Annotated in this window: 21 protein-coding genes; 10 read left to right on the top strand and 11 right to left on the bottom strand. The window is 68.2% G+C overall.

Going from position 1 to position 21,443, the window contains the following annotated elements; translation table 11 throughout:
* Both QM624_RS06585 and QM624_RS06580 read right to left on the bottom strand, forming a co-directional pair.
* A partial coding sequence (locus tag QM624_RS06585; RefSeq protein ID WP_415089997.1) for a class I SAM-dependent RNA methyltransferase occupies positions 1–1,005 on the bottom strand: 1,005 nt, incomplete at its 3' end.
* A 1-nt stretch (position 1,006) separates the two neighbouring features.
* Positions 1,007–3,040: an APC family permease gene (locus QM624_RS06580; protein WP_298131796.1), complete on the bottom strand. Its 2,034-nt coding sequence runs from the start codon at positions 3,038–3,040 to the stop codon at positions 1,007–1,009.
* Positions 3,041–3,179: 139 nt separating this feature from the next.
* On the opposite strand from QM624_RS06580, the gene QM624_RS06575 reads away from it, so the two are divergent.
* Together QM624_RS06575 and QM624_RS06570 are read left to right on the top strand one after the other, a co-directional pair.
* Complete coding sequence (locus QM624_RS06575) at positions 3,180–3,827, top strand: potassium channel family protein (protein ID WP_298131806.1); 648 nt, start codon at positions 3,180–3,182, stop codon at positions 3,825–3,827.
* A gap of 11 nt (positions 3,828–3,838) precedes the next feature.
* Complete coding sequence (locus tag QM624_RS06570; protein ID WP_415089995.1) at positions 3,839–4,528, top strand: potassium channel family protein; 690 nt, start codon at positions 3,839–3,841, stop codon at positions 4,526–4,528.
* Positions 4,529–4,768: 240 nt separating this feature from the next.
* Here the strand turns inward: QM624_RS06570 and QM624_RS06565 are convergent, their stop codons facing one another.
* Genes QM624_RS06565 through QM624_RS06550 form a run of 4 tightly spaced genes read right to left on the bottom strand, consistent with a single transcriptional unit; the run spans position 4,769 to position 6,877 of the window.
* Entirely contained in the window at positions 4,769–5,128 is a 360-nt protein-coding gene (locus tag QM624_RS06565; protein WP_298133135.1) for an OB-fold nucleic acid binding domain-containing protein, read from the bottom strand.
* A gap of 2 nt (positions 5,129–5,130) precedes the next feature.
* Positions 5,131–5,886 (bottom strand): DUF3710 domain-containing protein, encoded by a 756-nt coding sequence (locus tag QM624_RS06560; protein WP_415089993.1) that lies wholly within the window; start codon positions 5,884–5,886, stop codon positions 5,131–5,133.
* Positions 5,883–6,377 (bottom strand): dUTP diphosphatase, encoded by a 495-nt coding sequence (gene dut, locus QM624_RS06555; RefSeq protein ID WP_415089991.1) that lies wholly within the window; start codon positions 6,375–6,377, stop codon positions 5,883–5,885. Before dut ends, QM624_RS06560 begins: the two co-directional genes overlap by 4 nt.
* Entirely contained in the window at positions 6,374–6,877 is a 504-nt protein-coding gene (locus tag QM624_RS06550; RefSeq protein WP_415089989.1) for a DUF3093 domain-containing protein, read from the bottom strand. The genes dut and QM624_RS06550 overlap by 4 nt, the downstream gene beginning before the upstream one ends.
* Before the next feature lie 164 nt (positions 6,878–7,041).
* Here QM624_RS06550 and QM624_RS06545 point away from each other — a divergent pair, with 164 nt between their 5' ends.
* Positions 7,042–7,335: a DUF4235 domain-containing protein gene (locus tag QM624_RS06545; protein ID WP_415089987.1), complete on the top strand. Its 294-nt coding sequence runs from the start codon at positions 7,042–7,044 to the stop codon at positions 7,333–7,335.
* Positions 7,336–7,437: 102 nt separating this feature from the next.
* Here QM624_RS06545 and QM624_RS06540 read toward each other — a convergent pair whose 3' ends face one another.
* Positions 7,438–7,734, bottom strand: coding sequence for a DUF4193 domain-containing protein (locus QM624_RS06540; protein ID WP_105185533.1), 297 nt, complete (start codon positions 7,732–7,734; stop codon positions 7,438–7,440).
* 229 nt (positions 7,735–7,963) lie between these two features.
* Here QM624_RS06540 and sepH point away from each other — a divergent pair, with 229 nt between their 5' ends.
* Together sepH and QM624_RS06530 are read left to right on the top strand one after the other, a co-directional pair.
* Entirely contained in the window at positions 7,964–9,568 is a 1,605-nt protein-coding gene (sepH, locus tag QM624_RS06535; protein ID WP_415089985.1) for a septation protein SepH, read from the top strand.
* A gap of 206 nt (positions 9,569–9,774) precedes the next feature.
* Positions 9,775–10,998, top strand: a complete 1,224-nt coding sequence (locus QM624_RS06530) for a globin domain-containing protein (RefSeq protein WP_415089983.1) — start codon at positions 9,775–9,777, stop codon at positions 10,996–10,998.
* Between the two features lie 194 nt (positions 10,999–11,192).
* On the opposite strand, the gene QM624_RS06525 is transcribed toward QM624_RS06530, so the two are convergent.
* The 4 genes from QM624_RS06525 to QM624_RS06510 form a co-directional block, all read right to left on the bottom strand.
* Positions 11,193–13,067, bottom strand: a complete 1,875-nt coding sequence (locus tag QM624_RS06525) for an ABC transporter ATP-binding protein (protein WP_415089981.1) — start codon at positions 13,065–13,067, stop codon at positions 11,193–11,195.
* 208 nt (positions 13,068–13,275) lie between these two features.
* Positions 13,276–13,920, bottom strand: coding sequence for a thymidine kinase (locus tag QM624_RS06520; RefSeq protein WP_415089979.1), 645 nt, complete (start codon positions 13,918–13,920; stop codon positions 13,276–13,278).
* Between the two features lie 3 nt (positions 13,921–13,923).
* Positions 13,924–15,042 (bottom strand): alkaline phosphatase family protein, encoded by a 1,119-nt coding sequence (locus QM624_RS06515; RefSeq protein ID WP_415089977.1) that lies wholly within the window; start codon positions 15,040–15,042, stop codon positions 13,924–13,926.
* Positions 15,039–15,617 carry a DUF5998 family protein gene (locus QM624_RS06510; protein ID WP_415089975.1) on the bottom strand — a complete coding sequence of 193 codons (579 nt, stop codon included), beginning with the start codon at positions 15,615–15,617 and terminating at the stop codon, positions 15,039–15,041. Before QM624_RS06510 ends, QM624_RS06515 begins: the two co-directional genes overlap by 4 nt.
* Before the next feature lie 106 nt (positions 15,618–15,723).
* On the opposite strand from QM624_RS06510, the gene QM624_RS06505 reads away from it, so the two are divergent.
* The 5 genes from QM624_RS06505 to QM624_RS06485 all read left to right on the top strand — a co-directional run bounded on the left by QM624_RS06505 (position 15,724) and on the right by QM624_RS06485 (position 21,413).
* Complete coding sequence (locus QM624_RS06505; protein ID WP_415089973.1) at positions 15,724–16,770, top strand: App1 family protein; 1,047 nt, start codon at positions 15,724–15,726, stop codon at positions 16,768–16,770.
* Between the two features lie 673 nt (positions 16,771–17,443).
* Complete coding sequence (locus QM624_RS06500) at positions 17,444–17,788, top strand: hypothetical protein (RefSeq protein ID WP_415089971.1); 345 nt, start codon at positions 17,444–17,446, stop codon at positions 17,786–17,788.
* 106 nt (positions 17,789–17,894) lie between these two features.
* Positions 17,895–18,146 carry a hypothetical protein gene (locus QM624_RS06495; RefSeq protein ID WP_415089969.1) on the top strand — a complete coding sequence of 84 codons (252 nt, stop codon included), beginning with the start codon at positions 17,895–17,897 and terminating at the stop codon, positions 18,144–18,146.
* A gap of 246 nt (positions 18,147–18,392) precedes the next feature.
* Positions 18,393–20,837, top strand: coding sequence for a DNA gyrase/topoisomerase IV subunit A (locus tag QM624_RS06490; RefSeq protein WP_415089967.1), 2,445 nt, complete (start codon positions 18,393–18,395; stop codon positions 20,835–20,837).
* A gap of 81 nt (positions 20,838–20,918) precedes the next feature.
* On the top strand, positions 20,919–21,413 hold the full coding sequence (locus QM624_RS06485; RefSeq protein WP_415089965.1) for a beta-class carbonic anhydrase: 495 nt from the start codon (positions 20,919–20,921) through the stop codon (positions 21,411–21,413).
* Positions 21,414–21,443: the final 30 nt, after the last annotated feature.

Genomic DNA, 21,443 nt, shown 5'->3' with positions numbered 1-21,443 from the left:
GCCGGCGCCGGTGCGCGGCGGGTCCAGGACGACCAGGTCGGCGCGTCCGGGCAGCCGGGGCAGCGTGCGTTGGACGTCACCGGCGAAGAAGGACGCCTCGGGCACGTTCCGCTTGGCGTGCCGGATCGCCGCCTTGCTGCCCTCGACGCCCCAGACCCGGCAACCGGCGTCCACCAGCGAGCCGGCGAACACGCCGACACCGCAGTACAGATCGAAGGCGTGCTCGTCCGGCTGCGGGCGCACGCCGTCCAGGACTGCGGCGGTGAGCACGTCAGGTGCCGCCCGGTGCGACTGCCAGAAGCCGTCCAGCTCGACAGTGAAGTCCCGCGCCCCGACCCGCTGCGTCACCGCGCTGCGGGACGCCGGCGAACCCGCCGCGACCAGCCGTCCGCCCTCGAGGCTGACCACCCCCAGGTACTCGTCCGGCTCGTCAACCGGCGACCGATTCCGGCCGCCGCCACGCTCGCCAGGCGCGGCAGCCGCCGAATCGGTCGCTGTTTCGCGGACGTGCAGCGGCAGCGCGGGGTCGGCCAGCCCGCAACCCTCGGACGGCAACGGCACCACCTCGTGGGACCGGTGCGCCCGCAACCCGAGCCGTCCGTCGGTACCGACCACGAACCGCATCCGGCAGCGCGACCTGAGCAGCGGCTCGACCGGCTCGACCGTGCCGTCCCAGTCGATCCCGGCCAACCGTTGCAGCTGTTCGACCAGTACCCGGCGCTTCCACTCCAGCTGGAAGGACGGCTCGACGTGCTGCAGGTCGCAGCCGCCGCACCGGCCGGCGACCGGGCAGGGCGGGGTCACCCGGTGCGGCGAGGCGTCCAGCACGTCGACGGCATCGGCCCGGGCGAACCGCTTGGTGACCTCGGTGATCCGTAGCCGTACCCGCTCACCGGGCAGCGCATGCCGGACGAACACCACCCGGCCGTCGACCCGGGCCACGCAATGCCCACCATGGGCGACCGGCCCGACCTCGACCGGGCCGATCAGTTCGTCGGCCTGCACGTCACTCCGACCTCATGTGCTGTCCGGAGCGCACTGAACCGGTGCCCGGACGCCGCCAGGCCGCCGGGTTGTCCCGCTTGGCCCGGTCGATGGCGTACCTCGACGACGCGAGCAGATAGGGCACCGAGGTGACCATTACGCCGGCCATGAAGTTCAGCCGCGCCTTCAGGATCAGCGCCGTCTGGTTGTGCAGCACCTGTTCCCACCAGTGCCCCACCACGTATTCGGGAATGTAGACGCACACCACGTCGCGCGGATTGTCCGAGCGGACCTCCTTGACGAAGTTCAGCACCGGCGAGGTCACCTCGCGGTACGGCGAGTCGATCACCCGCAGCGGCACCCCGAGGTCTTCGGCGTGCCATTCGTCGAGCAGTTCCTTGGTCTCGTCGGGATCGACCGAGACGGTGACCGCCTCGATCGAACTGGGACGGGTGGCCTTGGCGAAGTTCACCGCCCGCACCGTGGGCTTGTTGATGCCGCTGACCACGATCACCGCCCGGACCCGGCTGGGCAGCACGTTGCGCTCGCCCTGTCCGACGGCGATCTCGGCCTCCACCTTGCGGTAGTGGGTGTGGATGGAGCGCATCATCACGAACAGGACGGCCATCGCGAGGATGGCGATCCAGGCGCCGAGCAGGAATTTCACCGCCAGCACGATGCACAGCACGATGCCGGTGCAGCTCAGGCCGATGGCGTTGACGATCCGGGACTGCTTCATCTGCCGGCGCACCCGAGGATCGGTCTCGGTGGCGAGATGCCGCGTCCAGTGCCGCAGCATGCCGGCCTGGCTGACCGTGAACGACACGAACACCCCGACCACGTAGAGGTTGATCAGCGCGGTCACCGAGGCGTTGAAGGCCAGCACCAGCCCGATCGCGGCAGCGGCGAGCAGCAGGATGCCGTTGCTGTAGGCGAGCCGGTCGCCGCGGGTGTACAGCGCCTTGGGCAGGTAGCCGTCCTTGGCCAGGATCGAACCGAGCACCGGGAAGCCGTTGAACGCGGTGTTGGCGGCCAGGAACAAGATGATGAAGGTGACGATGATCACGAAATAGAGGCCGGGCGCGAAGTTGTCGAACACGGTGTGGGCGAGCTGTCCCATCGCGGTGCCGACGTCGACGTGCACCACCTTGCCGTTGGAGACGAAGTGGCTGTGGCCGTCCGGATCGACCAGCTTCAGCCCGGTCAGGTTGGCGAGCAGAATGATGCCGCCCAGCATCGACACCGCCACCGAGGCGAGCAGGGTCAGCGTGGTCGCCGCGTTGCGGCTCTTCGGTTTGCGGAAGGCCGGGACGCCGTTGCTGATCGCCTCGATTCCGGTCAGCGCCGCACAGCCGGACGAGAAGGCACGCGCCAGCAGCGCGATCATCGCGAACCCGACGAACGGGTCGTAGACCGCCGAGCCGATCACTTCGAGGTGCTTGCTGGGCGCCTCCAGGTTGTCGCCGAAGACGAAGATGCGGACCAGTCCCCACCCCGTCATTCCCAGCACGGCGATCATGAAGCCGTAGGTGGGGATGGCGAAAACGGTGCCCGATTCGCGCACGCCGCGCAGGTTCATCGCCATCAGCAGCAGGATCAGGCCGGCCGCAACCAGACCCTCGTGACCGTTCACCCACGGCAGCAGCGCCTTCGCGTTCTGGACGCCGGACGAGGTTGACACGGCCACCGTCAGCACGTAGTCGACCAGCAGCGCACTGGCCACGGTCAGGCCCGCGGTCGGCCCGAAGTTGACCGTGGCCACCTCGTAGTCGCCGCCGCCGGAGGGGTAGGCGTGCACGTTCTGCCGGTAGGACAGCACCACGATCAGCATGACGAAGGCGACCGCCACCGCGATCGGCCACGAGTAGGCGAAGCCGACGACGCCGGCCATCGACAGGGTCAGCAGAATCTCGTCCGGGGCGTAGGCGACCGAACTCAGTGCGTCCGAGGCGAAGACCGGCAGTGCGATCCGCTTCGGAAGCAACGTTTCGCCGAGCTGCTTGCTGGCCAGCTTGCGCCCGACCAGCAGCCGTTTGACGGCACCGGTGATGCTCACGTCCGCTGACTATATGCCGGGTTGGACTCGATCGTTCACGCGGCGGCGCTCCCTATACTGAGCGGCGGGCAAATCGGTCGTTCACTAGTGCCGTTTCAGGCGGCACGAGGCAGGAGGCACGGTCGTGCACATCGTGATCATGGGTTGCGGCCGCGTCGGGTCGTCCCTGGCCCGCAGTCTGGAGCGGCGCGGCCATTCGGTGGCGGTGATCGACGCCCTGCAGGACGCCTTCCGCCGGCTCGGGCCCACCTTCCAGGGCAAGACGGTCAAGGGCATGGGTTTCGACCGGGGCGTGCTGATCAAGGCTGGCATCGAACGGGCGGACGGCTTCGCCGCGGTCTCCAGCGGCGACAACTCCAACATTCTCGCCGCCCGGGTGGTGCGCGAGACGTTCGGCGTACACAACGTGGTCGCCAGGATCTACGACGAGGGCCGTGCCGAAGTGTACGAGCGGCTCGGCATCCCGTCGGTGGCGACGGTGCGCTGGGCGTCCGACCAGGTGCTGCGGCGGCTGCTGCCCGAGGGTGCCGAACCGCAGTGGCGGGATCCGTCCGGCTCGGTGCGGCTGTCAGAGATGCATGTGAACGCCGGCTGGGTGGGCACCACGATCGGGGTGATGTCGGCGGCGGCACACTGCCCCATCCCGTTCCTGATCCGGTTCGGGGTCGGCCAGGTGCCGACCGAATCGACCATCTTCCAGGACGGCGACCTGCTCTATGTCGCCGTGCACAAGGACCGCGAGGCCGACGTCGAAGAACTGTTCGACGCCCCGCCCGCACAGCACTGAGAGGCACGGACATGCGTGTGGTGATCGCCGGAGCCGGCAACGTCGGACGCTCCATCGCCCGGGAGTTGATCGGGAACGGGCATCAGGTACTGCTGATCGATCGCGATCCGCTGGCGATCAAGACCGCCAGCGTGCCGGACGCCGAATGGCTGCTCGCCGACGCCTGTGAGCTGGCCTCGCTGGAGGAGGCCGAGCTGGAGACCTGCGACGTGGCGATCGCGGCGACCGGCGATGACAAGGCCAACCTGGTGCATTCGCTGCTGGCCAAGACCGAGTTCGGCGTGCCGCGGACGGTGGCCCGGGTGAACCACCCCAGCAACGAATGGATGTTCGACGACCTGTGGGGCGTGGACGTCGCGGTCTCCACGCCGCGGTTGATGTGCGCCCTGGTCGAGGAGGCGGTGACGGTCGGCGACCTGGTCCGGCTGTTCAGCTTCCGCGGCGGCCAGACCAACCTGGTCGAGATGACGCTGCCGGACACCAGCCCGCGGGTCGGCGTCCGGGTGGGCGATCTGGACCTGCCCGGCGACGCCGTCCTGGTCGCGATCATCCGAGACGGCACGGCCCGCTCCCCGGAGCGCGACGGTGCCGTCGAGGCGTCCGACGAGTTGCTGTTCGTGGTCGATCCCGACTACGAGTCCGAACTGGCGCACTACCTCAGCCCCCGCGGCCGCGCCGCCCTGGTCGGCGTCCACAACTGAGGCTTCCGCCGCCGGTTGCGCTTGTCCCCACGACCGCTGGTTGAGCTTGTCGAAACCACCTGAGGACGCGCAGATGGAAGCCCCACCATCGTCATCCCGGACTTGATCCGGGATCTCTCTCCGCCGGAGATCCCGGGTCGGAGCCCGGGATGACGTGCATGGTCAGCGCTTCCCTCACCAGGGTCTCGACAAGCTCGACCAACGGGAACCCAACCGGCGGGAACTCGACCGGCGTTGGGCTCAGAGCAGCTCGTAGTACGGGTTGTACATCCGGCGCCGGCCGTCCACCCAGGAGACCCGGCCGGTGACCTTGAGTTCGCGTCCGGCGATCAGGCCGGGGATCTCGCGGCGACCCATCCAGATCAGGGTGATGCTGCCGGAGCCGTCGGTGAGTTCGGCCTCCAGCCAGGGGGTGCCGCTGCGCGGACGCAGGGTCAGCACCGCGATCCGACCGCGCAGGGTGGCCCGCTGCCGGTCGGCGCAGTCGGCGATCGTCATCGCGCCGGACGCCTGCGCGGCCTTCACCGCCGCCTCCGAGTCGAGTTCCTCGGTCGAGCGGCCGAACCAGCGCAACGCGCGCTCGAACGGATTGGCGGGCATGCTCAGGCCTGCGGCACCGTCGGCATGGTCATCGCGATCACCTCGCCGGGCACCATCGGCCCGTCACCCCGGCGCACCACGACGTTGCGGAAGAACTCGACGAACGGCGCGGACGCCCCCTCGTCGTCCTCGGTCAACCCGGCCTCGCCGAGCAGGGTGCCGCGCAGCATCCACCGCGGACCCTCGGCGAACCAGGTCCGGCTGACCTGGAACAGCTGCTCTCCGTCAGGCCCTTCGGCCGGCAGGACGCGCCGCAGTTCGGGTCCGAACGGTCCCACCACGGTGGTCGCGCTGCCGCCGGCCTGCTGCGCCTCTTCGGTCAGGTCTTCGAGCAGTTCGTCGGCCAGGCCACCGCTGGTCGGGGCGGCGAGCAGGGCCAGCTCGAGGCCGGACTGCTCCCAGAACGCCAGCGCGGCCACCACCTGCTGGGTGTTCTCGTTGACCTGCAGCTGCAGGCCCATGCCCTCCCACGGGGTGAGGATCAGCGCGCCCAGATCGAGCCGCTGCACCTCGTCGGCGCTCAGGTCGACCTCGTCGTGGTCGAACGGCCCGTCGGCGCGCCAGTCGACGTCCTCTTCTTCGTCGTCGTCCTCGTCGGAGTCGAAGTCCTCGTCCTCGGAGTCGTCGTCAGACAACTCCTCCGACACCTCGTCGTCCGCAGCCTCGTCGGCGTCGGTCAGTTCGGCGTCCGACTGCTCCGTCGACTCGTCCGCCGGTTCGTCGATCGGCTCGTCCTTGGCTTTTCGGCGAAAGATCACGACTGCTCCTTGATCGGTTCGGCGGCTTGCAGCCACCCCTTGATTCCTCCGGTGGATCCGTGTCCGCCGGCGCCCCGGTCGCTGCTCGGCAGCTCGTCCACCTCGATGAAGTCGGCCTGCGCCACCCGCTGCAGCACCAGTTGGGCGATCAGGTCGCCGCGCCGCAGCTGGACCTCGGTGCGGGTGTCGGTGTTCAGCAGGCACACCTTGATCTCGCCGCGGTAACCGGCGTCAACCGTGCCGGGCGCGTTCACGATGGTGAGTCCGTGCCGCGCGGCCAGTCCCGAACGCGGGTGCACCAGGCCCACCCAGCCGATCGGGATCGCGATGGCCAGGCCGGTGCCGACAAGTACCCGCTGACCAGGGGCGATGGTGACATCCTCGGCGGTTGCCAGGTCGGCGCCGGCGTCGCCGGGGTGGGCGTAGCGCGGCACCGGGATCGACTCGTCCAGCCGCCGCAACAGCACCTGGAGGTTCTCGGGCGAGTTCACTCGCCGGAGTCTAGTCGGGAGTGCTCCGCCGGTTCTGCGACGCCCGAGGGCCGGTTGTCCTCGATGGCCCGGACCAGTTCATCCGGGTTGCGGCTGGAGACCAGCCAGCACAGATGGGGGTCCGCCCCGTCGATGACGCCGATCAGAACCAACCCGGTGACGTAGGGGCGCAGACCCAGGAAGGCGTCGTCACGGGCCAGCACCCGGGCTTTCACGGCCCGGTCAGCCACCGCCACGGTGCCGATGTAGCGCCATTCCAGCAGGCTCGGACCGACCCGGACGCCGTCGGCGTCCACGGTGATCCGCAGCGAGCCCCAGGCCAGCAGCGTCCAAGCGATCAAACCGACCGTGGCGACCGTGCTGACCAGCAGGATCAGCTCGCCCAGCATGAACGTGACCGCGGTGACGAAGCTGAGGCCGAAGAACAGCGCGATCCCCCAGTAGGCCGCGGGTACGCCCAACCGTTCGGAGTAGTGGGGTTGCGGATCGCTACGGGTCACGCCCCCAACCTAACCGTCCGGCGGACGTGGCGGGGTCCGGTCCGCGGTGTCGGACGAATCCGCCAGCAACAAGCCGGGATTGCCTCCACCCGGGTGAGTGCAGCAACACCCGAGGGACGCCTAGACTCGGCCAAAACCCCGGAAGGCCAACGAAGGAACCACCGATGAAGATCTCACAACGGCTCGTCTGGAACCTCTATGCGGGCGCCATCGGCGTACTGAGCGCCGTCGTCGCTCAGAAGGCGGTCCGTGGCGCTTGGAAGGTCGCCACAGGCGATGAGCCGCCGGACCCGAACGATCCGGCCACCCCTATCGGCGAGGCCCTGGTCTGGGCGCTCGCAGGCGGTATCGGCATCGGCGTCGCCCAGCTGCTCACCAACCGGTTCGCGGCGACCCGCTGGGAGAAGGCGATGGGGACGCCGGCGCCGACCCGCTCACGGGTGAACTTCCACCTCTGAGCCCGGATCCCGGTCGCGGCGGCCGTATGACCGCTACCCAGAAACGTCGAAGCCTCGTCCAGCCGAAGGGCCGGACGAGGCTGACGTGTCTGCTGAGTCAGCTCAGTCGGCGCAGTCCACGCAATAGGAGTGCCCGTTGCGGGTCACCGCGATCTGGCTGCGGTGCTTCACCAGGAAGCACGAGTAGCAGGTGAACTCGTCGGCCTGGCGCGGGAGCACCCGCACGGTGAGTTCCTCGTGGGAGAGGTCGGCGCCCGGCAGCTCGAAGGATTCGGCAGCCTCGACCTCGTCCTCGTCGACCTTGCCGGAGTTCTTGTCGTTCCGGCGGGTCTTGAGTTCCTCGATGCTGTCTTCGCTCTCCTCGTCGGTCTTGCGCGGAGCGTCGTAATCAGTTGCCATTGTGTTTCGTAACTCCATCCCGAACGCCTGCCGGCGGTCAGCCGCGCTAGCGGTATCACTGGATCCTGAATGTGTCGGAGGCATACATATCACACGGCTCCAAACATCGGCAGCCCGGCAGCCCCTATCTCAGCCACGAGGACGCGCGGGGCGGGCCGGGCGAGGGATCGACACGGCGTCCGAACCGGTAGGTTACGCACAAGCACGAACACAGGAGAGCGATCGAGCGATGCGCACCGCCCACCCACTGGGGTTGAGCCCGGACGGGAGGTACCTGATCGTCGTCATCGAGGGTGGCGGACAGGTGGCGATCCCCGCCGACGAAGAGTTGGCGGCGGCGCTGCGCAACGACCGACCACGCAGCGGACAACTGGAGATCGACATGGAAAGTGCACTGCGACCGCGCGACATCCAGGCCCGGATCAGGGGCGGGGAGTCGTTGGAGGCGGTTGCGCAGGCCGCCGGGGTCCCCATCGCGAAGATCGAGCCGTTCGCCGGCCCGGTGCTTGCCGAGCGCGAGCACGTCGCCGGCCTGGCGCAGACCAACCCGGTGCGGCGCGCCGGGGACGCCGTCGCCCACCGCAGCCTGCGCAACGTGGTCGCCGACCGGCTGCTGCCGCACGGCGTGGACCCCGACGATGTCGAGTGGGACGCCTGGCGCGCCGAGGACCGCCGCTGGACCGTGCAGTTGTCGTACGAGTTGGAGTCGACCCCGCATCAGGCCGAGTTCAGCTACGACCAGACCGGGCGGTTCTCCACCGCCAGCAACGACGACGCCCGCTGGCTGACCGGCGAGCAGTCGGCGCAGACCGCCGAGCCGGGACGGGGTGAGGCCGGCCCGGACCGCAACGACGAGTTGGCGATCGTGCGGGCCATTCAGCCCCAGTTCGCCGTCACCCCCGACATCGCCGACGACTTCGACGACGAGGACCTCGACGAGGATGAGTCGGACGACGGCTCCTCCGACAGCGAGGACGCGTTCGCCGAAGGCGACCTGGCCGAGGTGGACGGCGTCTACGACATCGTTCCGGGCGACCGCTCGAACATGGACGTGCTCTACGACATGTTGTCCACCTTCGACGAGGACTCCGTCCAGATCTACGCCGGGCTGGTGCGGCCACGTCCGGAACAGGCCGCAGCACCCGTGCTGCACGAGGGCCCGGAAACCGTGGAGATCGTCACCGACGAGATCGAGATCGACATCCTCGCCGGCGAGCCCACCGAACGCCTGGTGGACGAAGGCCTCGCTGCGGAGTCCCCGGACTCGGTCGATGACGCCGAAACCCCACCGTTGGTCGAGCTTGTCGAGACCCCATCCACGGACACTCCGACTACCGAGGAAAACCAGGAACCACCGGTCGACACCCCAGCGCCGGTCGATCTTGTCGAGACTCCTGCCTCGTCGGACGCCGAGGAACCGCCGGTCGATACCCCACCGTTGGTCGAGCTTGTCGAGACCTCACCCGCAGACGATCCGACTCTCGAGGAGCACCAGGAACCGTCGGTCGAGCCTGTCGACACACCCGCGGAGGATCCGGCGCTCGAGGAATCGCCGGCCGAGGCTGTGGAGACCCCGCCGGCGGCCGAGGAGCCGACGGTCCAGCTTGTCGAGGACACCTCCGCTGCCGAGCAGCCCGAGGCCGGCGCCCCCGAGGCCGAGGAATCGGCTCCGGCCACCCGTCCGGGACGGATCAAGCCCTCCCCCGCCGAACCCGAGCAGCCGAGCCTGGTCGACGCGGCGGGCAACGAGCCGTCGCGTTCGATCAAGCGCAAGCGGGCCAGCGTCCCGAGTTGGGACGAGATCATGTTCGGGTCTCCCCGCCCCAAGGAGTAACCCCTCGGGCGCGAACGACCTGATTCACCTCGGTTTCTCCGAATATTCCGCACAAAACCCGTGCGGTTGTGCCAACCTTCCTCCAGACCCGCCCCATCGTCCAGCGCACCCTAGTTGCCCGTGGCGAGCCCGATCATCGCGGACGGCAGCAACAGGCGTGGTCGCCGGGTGCCCGCAGGGGAGCGGGCCTGAGAAGGAGGAACCGAATGCGGCTCACGCCAGAATCGGAGCAGATCGTCGCCGCCACCGCCGGAGTGGTCGCCGAACACGCCGAACAGATCACCACGGTGTTCTACCCCGACATGTTCGCCGCCCATCCTGAGCTGATGCGGGTGTTCAACAAGGCGAACCAGGCCATCGGCGAGCAGCCGCAGGCGCTGGCGGCCTCGGTGGTCGCCTTCGCCGTCCAGCTGATCGACCCGGAGGCACCCGATTTCACCCCGGTGATGCAGCGCATCGCCCACAAGCACGTCTCGCTCGGAATCAAGGCGCAGGAGTACACGATCGTCGGCCACCACCTGCTCAAGGCGGTGAAGACCGTCCTCGGTGAGGCCATCACCCCTGAGATCGCGGCGGCGTGGGACGAGGTGTACTGGCTGTTCGGCTGCTCACTGATCGCCGAGGAGGCCAAGCTGTATGCGCTGGCCGGCACAGATCCGGCCCATCCGTGGCGGCAGTACCGCGTCGTGGAGCGCTTCGAAGAGTCCGACGACGTCTTCTCGCTGCTGCTGGTGCCCGTGCAGGGCGACGTGCCGGCACACCGCACCGGTCAATACGTGGCGATTGCTGTGGATCTACCCAGCGGTGAGCGACAGCCCCGGCAGTACACCATCTCGTCCGGCCCGCGCGGCGATTCGCTGCGGGTCACCATCAAACGGGTTCACGGCGTCAACGGCGCGCCGGACGGCCAGGTGTCGAGCTGGCTGCACGCCAACGCCCGCCCGGGTTCGATCCTGGACGTCTCCCAGCCGGCCGGCGACCTGGTGCTCGACGATTCGGACGCCACTCCCCTGGTGCTGGTCTCGGCCGGCATCGGAATCACCCCGATCGCGGCGATCATGGAGGATCTGTCGCGGCGTCAGCCCGACCGGAAGGTCCGGCTGTTCCATGCCGACAAGTCCCACGATCATCACGCCCTGTACGACAGCCTGCGCCGGCAGGTGCTCGCCATGTCGGACGCCCGGTGCCAGATGTGGTACGAGGAACAGGCCGAAGTGGCGCCCACGTTGCACCCGGCCCGGTCAGGCTTCATGGACCTCTCCGACATCGAGGTCCCCTCGGACGCCCAGGTGTTCATGTGTGGCCCGCTGCCATTCATGCGCACCTCCCGGTTGGCGCTGATGGAGAAGGGCATTCACAGCGAGAACATCCACTACGAGGTGTTCGGCCCCGACCTGTGGGCCCAGAACCCGGAGACCACCTCCGTCTGACCCGGCCCTGGACCGACGGGTGCGCGGTTCCTCGTCGTCCCGGCGAACGCCGGGATCTCCGCCGGCCGAAGACACGACCGAGATCCCGGGTCGGAGCCCGGGATGACAGCGACCGTTGGTTGAGCTTGTCGAAACCAGGTCTCGACAAGCTCGACCAACGGCGACGAGCGATCTGCTTGGCCGGCGGGTCGGGCTCAGCTCACCGCATGCCCATCCAGGTGCCGCACTTCCGGCGCCTGGTCGGCGAACTGGGTGCGGTACAGCTCGGCGTAGATGCCGCCCGCGGCGAGCAGTTCGAGGTGGGTGCCCTGCTCGACGATCCGTCCGCCGTCGACGACCAGGATGCGGTCGGCGCCGCGCACGGTGGAGAGCCGGTGGGCGATCACGATCGAGGTCCGGTCGCGTAGCGCGGCGTCCAGGGCGTGCTGGACGGCCACCTCGCTCTCGCTGTCCAGGTGCGCCGTCGCCTCGTCCAGCACGAGCAGGCCGGGCCCCTTCAGCAGCAGCCGGGCCAGTGCGAACCGCTGCTTCTCGCCGCCGGAGAGCCGGTGCCCTCGGTCGCCCACCACCGTGTCGAGGCCCTCAGGCAGCGAATCGACCAGTCGCCACACCTGGGCGGCTCGCAGCACCGCCTCGAGTTCGGCGTCGGTGGCGTCCGGCTTGGCGTACAGCAGGTTCGCCCGGATGGTGTCGTGGAACAGATGCGCCTCCTGGGTGACGACACCCACCCGGTCGTGCAGCGAGGTGAGGGTCGCGTCGCGCAGGTCGACGCCGTTGATCCGGATGGCGCCTTCGGTCGGGTCGTACAGCCGCGCCACCAGCGAGGTGATCGTCGTCTTGCCGGCACCGCTGGGGCCGACCAGCGCCACCATCGCACCGGGCTCGACGGTGAACGAGATGTCATGCAGCACATCGCCGCCACCCCTGCGGTCACCGGTCGCGGCACCCTCCAGCGAGACCAGCGAGATCTCATCGGCGGACGGGTAGCGGAAGCTCACTGCGTCGACCTCGACCCGCACCGGCCCGGACGGCACCGGAACGGCGTCCGGGCGTTCGGAGACCAGCGGCTTCAGGTCGAGCACCTCGAAGACCCGCTCGAACGACACCAATGCGGTCATCACATCGACCCGGACGTTGGACAGTGCGGTGAGCGGTGCGTAAAGCCGGGCTAGCAGTGCGGCCAGGGCGAGCAGGGTGCCCACGGTCAGCGCCCCGTTGACAGCCATCACGCCACCCACGCCATAGACCATCGCCGTCGCCAGAGACGCCACCAGGGCGAGCGCCACGAAGAACACCGACCGGTTCACGGCCAGGCTGATCCCGGTGTCGCGGACGCCGGCGGCATGCCCGGCGTACTCACGGTCCTCACGTCGGGGATCGCCGAACAGCTTCACCAGCAGCGCGCCGGCCACATTGAACCGTTCGCTCATCTGCGCGCCCATATCGGCGTTCAGCACCATCTGCCGGTGGGTCAGTGCGGCCAGCCGGCGACCGAGGATGCGGGCCGGAATCAGGAACAGCGGCACCAGCAGGAAGGCGCCGATGGTCAGCTGCCAGGACAACGACGCCATCGCGATCACGATCACCACCAGGCTGATCGCGTTGCCGACGAGATTCTGCAGCACCGAGGTGAAGGCCTGCTGGGCACCGATCACATCGCTGTTCAGCCGAGTGACCAGCGCGCCGGTCTGGGCCCGGGTGAAGAAGGCGATCGGCTGGCGCAGCACGTGGCCGAAGACCTCGGTGCGCAGGTCGAAGATCAACCCTTCGCCGATTCGCGCCGAGTACCAGCGTTCGACCAGGGTGAGTGCCGCGTCCGCCACTGCCAGGATCGCGACGACAACGGCGAGCTGAATGACCAGACCGGCATTGCCCGGAATCACCCCGTTGTCGATCAGTCGCTGCAGGATCAGCGGCGACGCCACCACGAGCAGCGAATCGACCACGGTCAGCACCAGGAACATCGCGATCAGGCCGCGGTAGGCGCCTGCGTAGGAGAGCACCCGCCGCCATGTTCCGGGCGCCAACCGGTGCTCGCGCACCGACGCGTCCCGAGTCATGGAGTTCATGACCTGCCATCCGGAAAGACTCACGGTGTCACTCAACCACGCGCCACCGACAGAGATTCCCGCCACCCTCGGACGGCGATCTCGTCATCCCTGGTGTGACCCGGGATCTCAACCCCACCGAGATCCCGGCGTTCGCCGGATGACGGGTGCCCGCGTCCGTTGATCGAGCCTGTCGAGATCCTGGCTTCGACAAGCTCAACCAGCGGCATTACTCGAACGGCAACGGTTCGGGATTCATCGTGACCGCGGCCACCGCGGCGGTCATCCGGCGCCGATGATGCCGACGGCAGAGCACCTCGTAGGCGACCACCCGGTCCTCGGAGGGAACCACGTCCCCGACCATCACCTGGTCTCCCTCGGTGACCATCACGCCGTCAACGGTGCGCGCGTTGTGGGTGGCCGGCTCGCCGCACCAGCAGCGGGGCCGCACCTGCAGCAGCTCCATCCGGTCGCACAACTCCACCAGCCGCCGGGTGGCCGGGAACAGCTCGGTGCGGAAGTCGGTGAGGATCGCGAAGCAGTACACGTCGAGCTGCAGTTCGTCGACGACCCGGGCCAGTTGGTCGATGTGGTCCGGGGTGTAGAAGTGGGCCTCGTCGCAGATCAGGTAGTCCACCCGCCGTCCCTGGGTGAGCTCGCGGATCACGTACGACCAGAAGTCGAGTTCGTCGGTGACTTCGATCGCCGGCTGCTCGAGTCCGATCCGGGAGGACAGCGTTGCCTCTCCGGCACGATCGTCGCGACTGAACACCCGCCCGGACCGGCCGGCCTGGGTCTCGGTGAAGTCGGTCTGCAACGCCAGCGTCGACTTGCCGCTGTTCATCGGACCGGTGAAGAAGATCAGCTGCGCCATCGCTCAGCCGATCAGCAACGGCACGGTCAGCTCGGCCGGGGTCAGCGAGCCGTGCATGCCGACCAGTCCGAACTCGTTCGGCTGACCGAGTGTCATCAGCGCCCGGTCGGTGGCCATCGCGACCAGGACGTCGCCGAACCGACCCGCGAGCCGGGGCGGCAGCGGTCCGAACCAGCCGGCGTCGATCGCCTCGTCGCGGGTCAGCACCCAGGCGTCCGTGCCGAGCAGGTCGGCCCATCGCCGCGCGACCGTTTCGGCCTCGCCCGCGACGTACAGCTGTCGGAACCGCCCTTCGCCGCCGATCAGCCGCACGCCCGCCACCAGCTCGGGGTGGTCCTCAATGGTGAGCCGTCGATCCGTGGCGATGTCGACCATGCCGTGGTCGCCGGTGATCAGCAGCCGGACGTCGTCGGGGAGCGCCGTGCGCAGCGCGGAGGCGAGCGCGTCGATCCGGACGAGTTCCGCCGCCCAGGCGTCCGAACTTGTGCCCTGCTTGTGGCCGGCATGATCGAGGTCGCGGTCGTAGAGGTAGACGACGCTGCGCGGCCCGGACAACGCGGCCTGCACGGTCAGCTCCACCCGGCGGTCGGTGCCGGACCCCTCGTCGTAGCCGAGGAAGTCGGCGCCCCGCAGCGCGCAGGTGGTCAGCCCGCTGCCCCGGAACCGCGACGGCGTGACCGTCGTCGCGCGGACGCCGGCCTTGGCGAGCCGCTCGAAGACGGTCAACTGGGGCTGGACGTCCAGGCCGTCCAGCCCGGGCTCCCACAGCAGGGCGTTCAGCAGCCGTCCGCCGAGCCGGAAAGTGTAGCCGGCCAGGCCGTGCTGTCCGGGGGTCAGCCCGGTGCCGAGGCTGGTGATCGAGGTGACGGTGGTGCTCGGCGCACCCGAGGTGATCGTCGACGACGCGGAGTTGCCCAGCAGGCCGGTCAGGAACGGTGCCAGCTGCTCCCGTCCCTGCAGCAGGTCGCGGCCCAGTCCGTCGACCAGCAGCACCACGAATCGTTCGGACGCCGGCAGTCCGAGCACGTTGTCGCGTCCGGGCAGTCCGAGGACGGCGGCGATGCTGGGCAGCACATCGGACAGCGTGGAGCTGCCGTAGGCCGGCGGCGTGGGCAGGCTCACCGGCCACCACCGGCGGCGACCTGCAGCGCCGTCGCGAAGGCCATCAGGCGTGCCACGTTGTCCGCCCCGTCGGCTGCCGCACTCATCCGCACGGTCAGGTCGTCGGCGGCCAGGGTGCCGGAGTAGCCGTGATCGGCGTCGCATTCGGGGTCACCGCAATGAGCTGGTTCGAGATCGACCCGGCGGGCCGTCCCCCAGCCGACGCTCAGCCAGGTCTCGACGGTCGCCGACCGGTTGCTGCCGTGTCGTTCGGGGTGGGCGACGACCCGGGTCAACGCGACCGAGGTGACCTTGTCCAGGCGCACCGACTCGGTGGTCGACATGGCCTGCCCGGCCTCGCCCGGGGCGTCCGACTCGTCGGTGTGGCCGACGATCAGCCGGGTCGGGGTGAGCACCAGCACCGACATGTGCCGCTGGATCTCGTCGCGGGCGAAAGTCGCCTCGTGATGAATAACGTGTTGCTGCACCTCTTCGCCGGCGATCGCCATCGCCACCGTCTCGGCGATCAGGTCGGGGAAATACCCGCAGGCGTCGATGTCGCGACGCAGCGCGGCTGGCAGTGCGAGCGAGGTCACCGGCTCATCTTCGCACCGGACGCGGCGACTGCCCAAGTCCGCCCCGATTGTGCGGGGCCGGGTGCGGCAACTCGCCCTCGACCGGTGCGCACTCTACGGTGGCCCGGTGAGCACCAAACCGTTCATCGCCGCCCGCGTCGAGGAGTTCCTCGACCGGCGGATCGAGGACGCGTTCCGCGCGTTCGGCTGGCGCGAACAGGTGATCGCCTACACCGGCTACGGATCCGGCGACTTCCTACGGGTGATGGCCCGGGTGAAGTTGGTCCCGCAGTGGTCCCGCAGCCAGCTCGGCCGCGTCACGAAGGAGTTCGTCAAACGCCGCGGCTGGCGCAGCTTTCTCACCGCGCCGTGCGTACGGGCGCGTGTCACCATCACCGTCGGCGACCGGACGGTCACCGCGACCACCGATCGCGGCGGCTACCTCGACCACCGGATCGTGGACCATCAGTTGGCGTCCGGCTGGCAACAGGTCGTCGTCCAGAGCTCGAAGTCGGCACCGGTCGCCTGCGACGTCCTGGTCATCGACGAGGACGCCCGCTACGGGTTGATCTCCGACATCGACGACACGGTGCTGACCACCTGGCTGCCCCGTCCGATGATCGCCGCGTGGAACAGCTTCGTCCGCGACGAATCGAACCGGCAGTCGATCCCCGGCATGGCACGGTTCTACCATCGCTACCTGAACGCCCATCCCGGCGCACCGATGTTCTACCTGTCCACCGGCGCCTGGAACACCTACGACTTCCTGAAACGTTTCCTGGGGCAGCACAACTACCCCAAGGGCGCACTACTGCTCACTGATTGGGGCCCGACCAACACCGGCTGGTTCCGCTCCGGCATGGAGCACAAACGGACCAGCCTGCTGCGCCTGGCCGCCGAGTTCCCCCGGATCAGCTGGTTGCTGGTCGGCGACGACGGCCAGCACGACCCCGAGATCTACGCCGAGTTCGCCCACTCACACCCCACCCATGTCGCCGCGGTCGCGATCCGGCAACTCTCCCCCGCCGAACAGGTGCTGGCCCACGGCACCAACATGCCGCTGGAAGAAGCCGAAGAGTTGGCCGGCACCGACACGATCTGGGTCGAAGCCCCCGACGGACGCGGCCTGGTCGCCCAGTTGCGGACGGCACTTGGCGGCACCGCGGGCGGGTAGTTCCCTGGGCGGGTTGGTAAGCTGACGGACTCATGCTGAAGTGGAAATCAATAACAGCGCGCATGCAAGCACGACGGCGCGGGCAATTCGGCTTCTGGCACTCCGGGCTTGGCGTCCACCTCGGATCAGCGATGTTTATTTTCGGCCTGCTGTCTATTTCTTCCGCGCACCTACTCCCTCCATCGCCGCTTACCATCATCCTGCTCGGCGCAACAGTGGTTTCAGCTATCGGATTCCTCCTGGATATGATAGTAGCGACGATTCGAATCGTCGTAAGCGGCGAACCAGAAGAACGCATGAGGAGTGACACCCCTCGACAATAAGGAAATCCTTCACTCGGCGACTTATTGTCGGCCAATCAGGCCCAATCGTGTGAAGAAGGCGGACGCCCAAGAGGGCTGGAGTGGCACCGGGCGCCCCAGGTGGGCATCGGCGAACCGAGACCGATTTGACGAAATCTACCTGTATGTCTTCGTGACTGAATCTGACCACGTATACCGATGCACCGTCAGCACCTGGCTGCGGGGAAATAGATCCGGACTGTTTCCACTCGACGTCTCTACGTCAGATTTCCACGCTCCCGAGCCTGACCCAACCAGAAGCCGTAGCCCTGTTGCACTCACTGCTCGAATGCGCGGAGCACATCCCGCTTGACGGGGAGGAGGATTGAGTGATGACTGAGATGCCACCGCCGCCAGGCATGCTTGCATTGCGCCGCGAACTGGGCCAGCAGATCAGGTCAGGCGACTCAGGAGGAGCATCGGGAACTCTGATCAAGCTCGTCTTTCAAGAAGACGACCGTCAGTGGCTCGAGGACAAATGCCTTGAGCTTCTCCAACATCCCGACATCAATCTTCAGGAAATCGCGATTACAGCATTCGGTCATATCGCAAGGATTCACGGCCGCCTCAACCGGCCAATAGCAGAGGAAGCGCTAGTCGCACTTGCTGCTATGCGACCTGAGCTGGCAGGCCACATCGACGACACGCTGTCGGACTTCGAGATCTTCTTGCAGTGAATCCCCGACGATAGAAATGGGCTGAAGGTGATGGCCCAGAAAGCGAAACCCTTCGGAGTGGGCGTAGAATGTGTACACGAAGATGACACCCCTTCAGGAGGGGGCCATGGCTGCATCCAAGGTCGGGATCCGCGAGTTCCGTGCGGGGCTGGCCGACTTCGTCGACTCCGATGAACCAGTGGCGGTGACTCGGCACGGGCACACGGTGGGTTACTTCATCCCGGTGAAGACCGACCGGGCCGCAGATGTTGCTGCATTGAAGGCGGCTGGGGCCAAGCTCGACGCCCTACTGAGGTTGACCGACGACGAGGTCGACGCGATGGTCGAGGACTTCGCACTCCGGCGCAAGGCCCGCTGATTGTGGGGGACCCGATCGCATCGAGATCTACCTCAACCACCAGCGCGTCCGTGACCGAGCGCGAGGGACCACCGACCGACGACGGGTTCGGACGCACAGCTGTCGCGAGATCCGACGGATCATTGAGGTAGCGACGCCTCCGATCACACCACGACCTGCGTCCCGTAAGCGTGTCAGCGACCGCCCGAAGCACCGTCCGGGGCCAGAATCGGGGCGGAACAGTGACGGACTGAAAGCGAGGCAGTGGTGGCGCGTCCTCCGGCCGACGACGATCTGATCGAACGGATCGTCGACATCGACATCTCCGACGAGATGGAGACCAGCTACCTCGAATACGCCTACTCGGTCATCTACAGCCGTGCGCTGCCGGACGCCCGCGACGGCCTCAAACCGGTCCAGCGGCGCATCCTCTACACGATGGACGACATGGGCATCCGCCCGGACCGCCCGCACGTGAAGTCGGCCCGGGTGGTCGGCCAGGTGATGGGCCTGTTGCACCCGCACGGCGACGCAGCGATCTACGACGCGCTGGTCCGGCTCGCCCAGCCGTGGGCGCAGCGGCTGCCGGTGGTCGACGGGCACGGCAACTTCGGTTCGCTGGACGCCGGACCTGCCGCGATGCGGTACACCGAATGCCGGATGGCCCCGGCCGCGCTCGCGATGACCGCCGGGCTGGGTGAGGACACCGTCGACTTCCGGCCCAACTACGACGGCAAGGAGACCGAACCCTCCGTCCTGCCTGCCGCCTTCCCGAATCTGCTGGTCAACGGTTCCACCGGCATCGCTGTCGGGATGGCCACCAACATTCCGCCGCACAACCTGATCGAATGCGTGCAGGCACTCAAGCATCTGATCGCACACCCGGAGGCCGACGCCGAAGAGCTGATGCGCTTCGTGCCCGGCCCCGACCTGCCCACCGGTGGCAAGATCGTCGGCCTGGACGGCGTCCGCGACGCCTATCTGACCGGACGCGGCAGCTTCCGCATCCGCGCCACCGCCCGGATCGAGCAGGTGCATGCCCGGCGCAAGGGCATCGTGGTCACCGAGCTGCCCTACATGGTCGGCCCCGAGCGGGTGATCGAGCAGATCAAGACTGCCGTCCAGTCGAAGAAGCTGACCGGCATCGCCGACGTCAAGGACCTCACCGACCTGGCCAACGGCACCCGGCTGGTCATCGAGATCAAGAACGGCTTCAACCCCGACGCGGTGCTCGAGCAGCTGTACAAGCAGACCCGGCTGGAGGACTCGTTCGGCATCAACGCCGTCGCCCTGGTCGAGGGCCAGCCGCGCACCCTCGGGTTGCGCGAGATGCTCACCGTCTACCTCGATCATCGCCTCGAGGTCACCCTGCGCCGGACGAAATACCGGCTCGGCAAGGCGTCCGACCGGCTGCATCTGGTCGAGGGTTTGCTGATCGCGATCCTCGACATTGACGATGTGATCGCGATCATCCGGGGCAGCGACGACGCGGGTATCGCGAAGGCCAAGCTGATCGAGGTGTTCGACCTGACCGACGTGCAGGCCACCTACATCCTGGACATGCAGCTGCGCCGGCTGACCAAATTCTCCCGGATCGAGCTGGAATCCGAGCGGGACGAGCTGCGTCAGCGGATCGCCGAACTGCAGGCGATCATCGACGACCCAGCGCTGCTACGAAAGGTGGTCGCCGAGGAACTCGACGAGGTGGCCCGCACCCATGGGACGCCGCGGCGCACCGTGCTGCTGGCCTCCGGTGGCGGTTCGGTTTCGGCGGCCAAGGCGCAGACCACCCCGCTGGAGATCCCCGACGATCCGTGCCGGGTGCTGCTGTCCTCAGCGGGACTGCTGGCCCGCACCGACAACGCCGAGCCGCTCGCCGCCGTCGGTGGCCGGGCGACCCATGACGTGATCGTCAGCACCTGCGCCAGCACCGCCCGCGGCGAGTTCGGGCTGCTGACCAGCCTGGGCCGGGTGATCCGCGGCCAGACCATCGACCTACCGTCGGTGCCGGCCACCGCACAGGCGCCCAACCTGCAGGGCGGCTCGCCGGCGTCCGAACTGTTCGCGCTGGAGGCCGATGAACGCATCCTCGGCGTGACCAGCCTGAGCGACGACACCTTCGGCTGGGCGTTGGGCACCGAACGCGGCGTGGTGAAACGGGTCAACCCGGACATTCTCGGCAAGGACTCCTGGGAGATCATCCGGCTCGATGACGGCGACCGGGTGGTCGGTGCGGTCGAGTTGCGCGACGACGCCGACGAACTCGTCTTCGTCACCTCGGACGCCCAACTGCTGCACTTCGCCGCGTCCGGCGTGCGTCCGCAGGGCCGCTCCGGCGGCGGCATGGCCGGGGTGAAACTGCCCGCCGGTGCCCGGGTGGTGTTCTTCGGCATCAGCCCGGCGTCCGACGCGGTGGTGGTCTCGGTGGCCGGCTCGTCGACCGCGCTCCCCGGAACCGACGCCGGCAGCGTCAAGGTGACCCCCTTCGAGGAGTATCCGAGCAAGGGACGCGGCACCGGCGGCGTCCGCTGCCAGCGCTTCCTCAGAGGCGAGGACGTCCTCCAGCTGGCCTGGGTGGGCCCCTCCCCCGCCGTCGCCGCCGCAGCCAGCGGCGCCCCCGTCGACCTGCCCGCGATCGACCCCCGCCGCGACGGATCCGGCGTCTCCGTCGGCCAACCCATCGCCGCGGTCTCGACCCGGACCCACCGCTGATTCCGATACACCACCAGCCGTTGGTCGAGCTTGCCGAGACCCCTCTGAGGCCCGCCGTAGCTGGCCGATAGGGTGATCGGCGTGACCGATGAGTTCGATGATCTGCTGAAGGCCAATCGTCGCTACGCGACCTCCGCTCCCCGCAACTTCGACGGCTATGCGCACGCCGGTGTCGCGGTCGTGACCTGCATGGATTCGCGGCTGCAGCCGCTCGAGATGCTCGGGCTGATGCTCGGCGAAGCCAAGATCCTGCGCACCCCGGGTGGCCATGTCACCGAAGATGCTCTCAACGGCTGCATCCTCGGCGTCAACCTGCTGCGGGTCGACCGCATTCTGGTCATCGCACACACCCGCTGTGCGATGGCGGCCTGCGACGACGTCGAGATGCGACGCCGCGTCACCGAGGCCAGCGGGCGGGACGCCTCCGGCCTCACCGTGGGCGCCACCACCGATCAGCAGGCCAAGCTGCGCGCCGACGTGAAGCTGCTCAAGGAACATCCGCTGATCGAGGGCACGGCACAGATCGGCGGCTTCCTCTACGACGTCGACACCGGCCTGCTCAGCCGGGTCTGCTGACCCACGCCCGCCGGCATTCAAGAACTGTCA

The organism is Micropruina sp. (genome assembly GCF_047606365.1).
Taxonomy (GTDB): domain Bacteria; phylum Actinomycetota; class Actinomycetes; order Propionibacteriales; family Propionibacteriaceae; genus Micropruina.
Note: the sequence above shows the minus strand (reverse complement) of the source record. Positions and strands in the feature narration are given on the sequence as shown.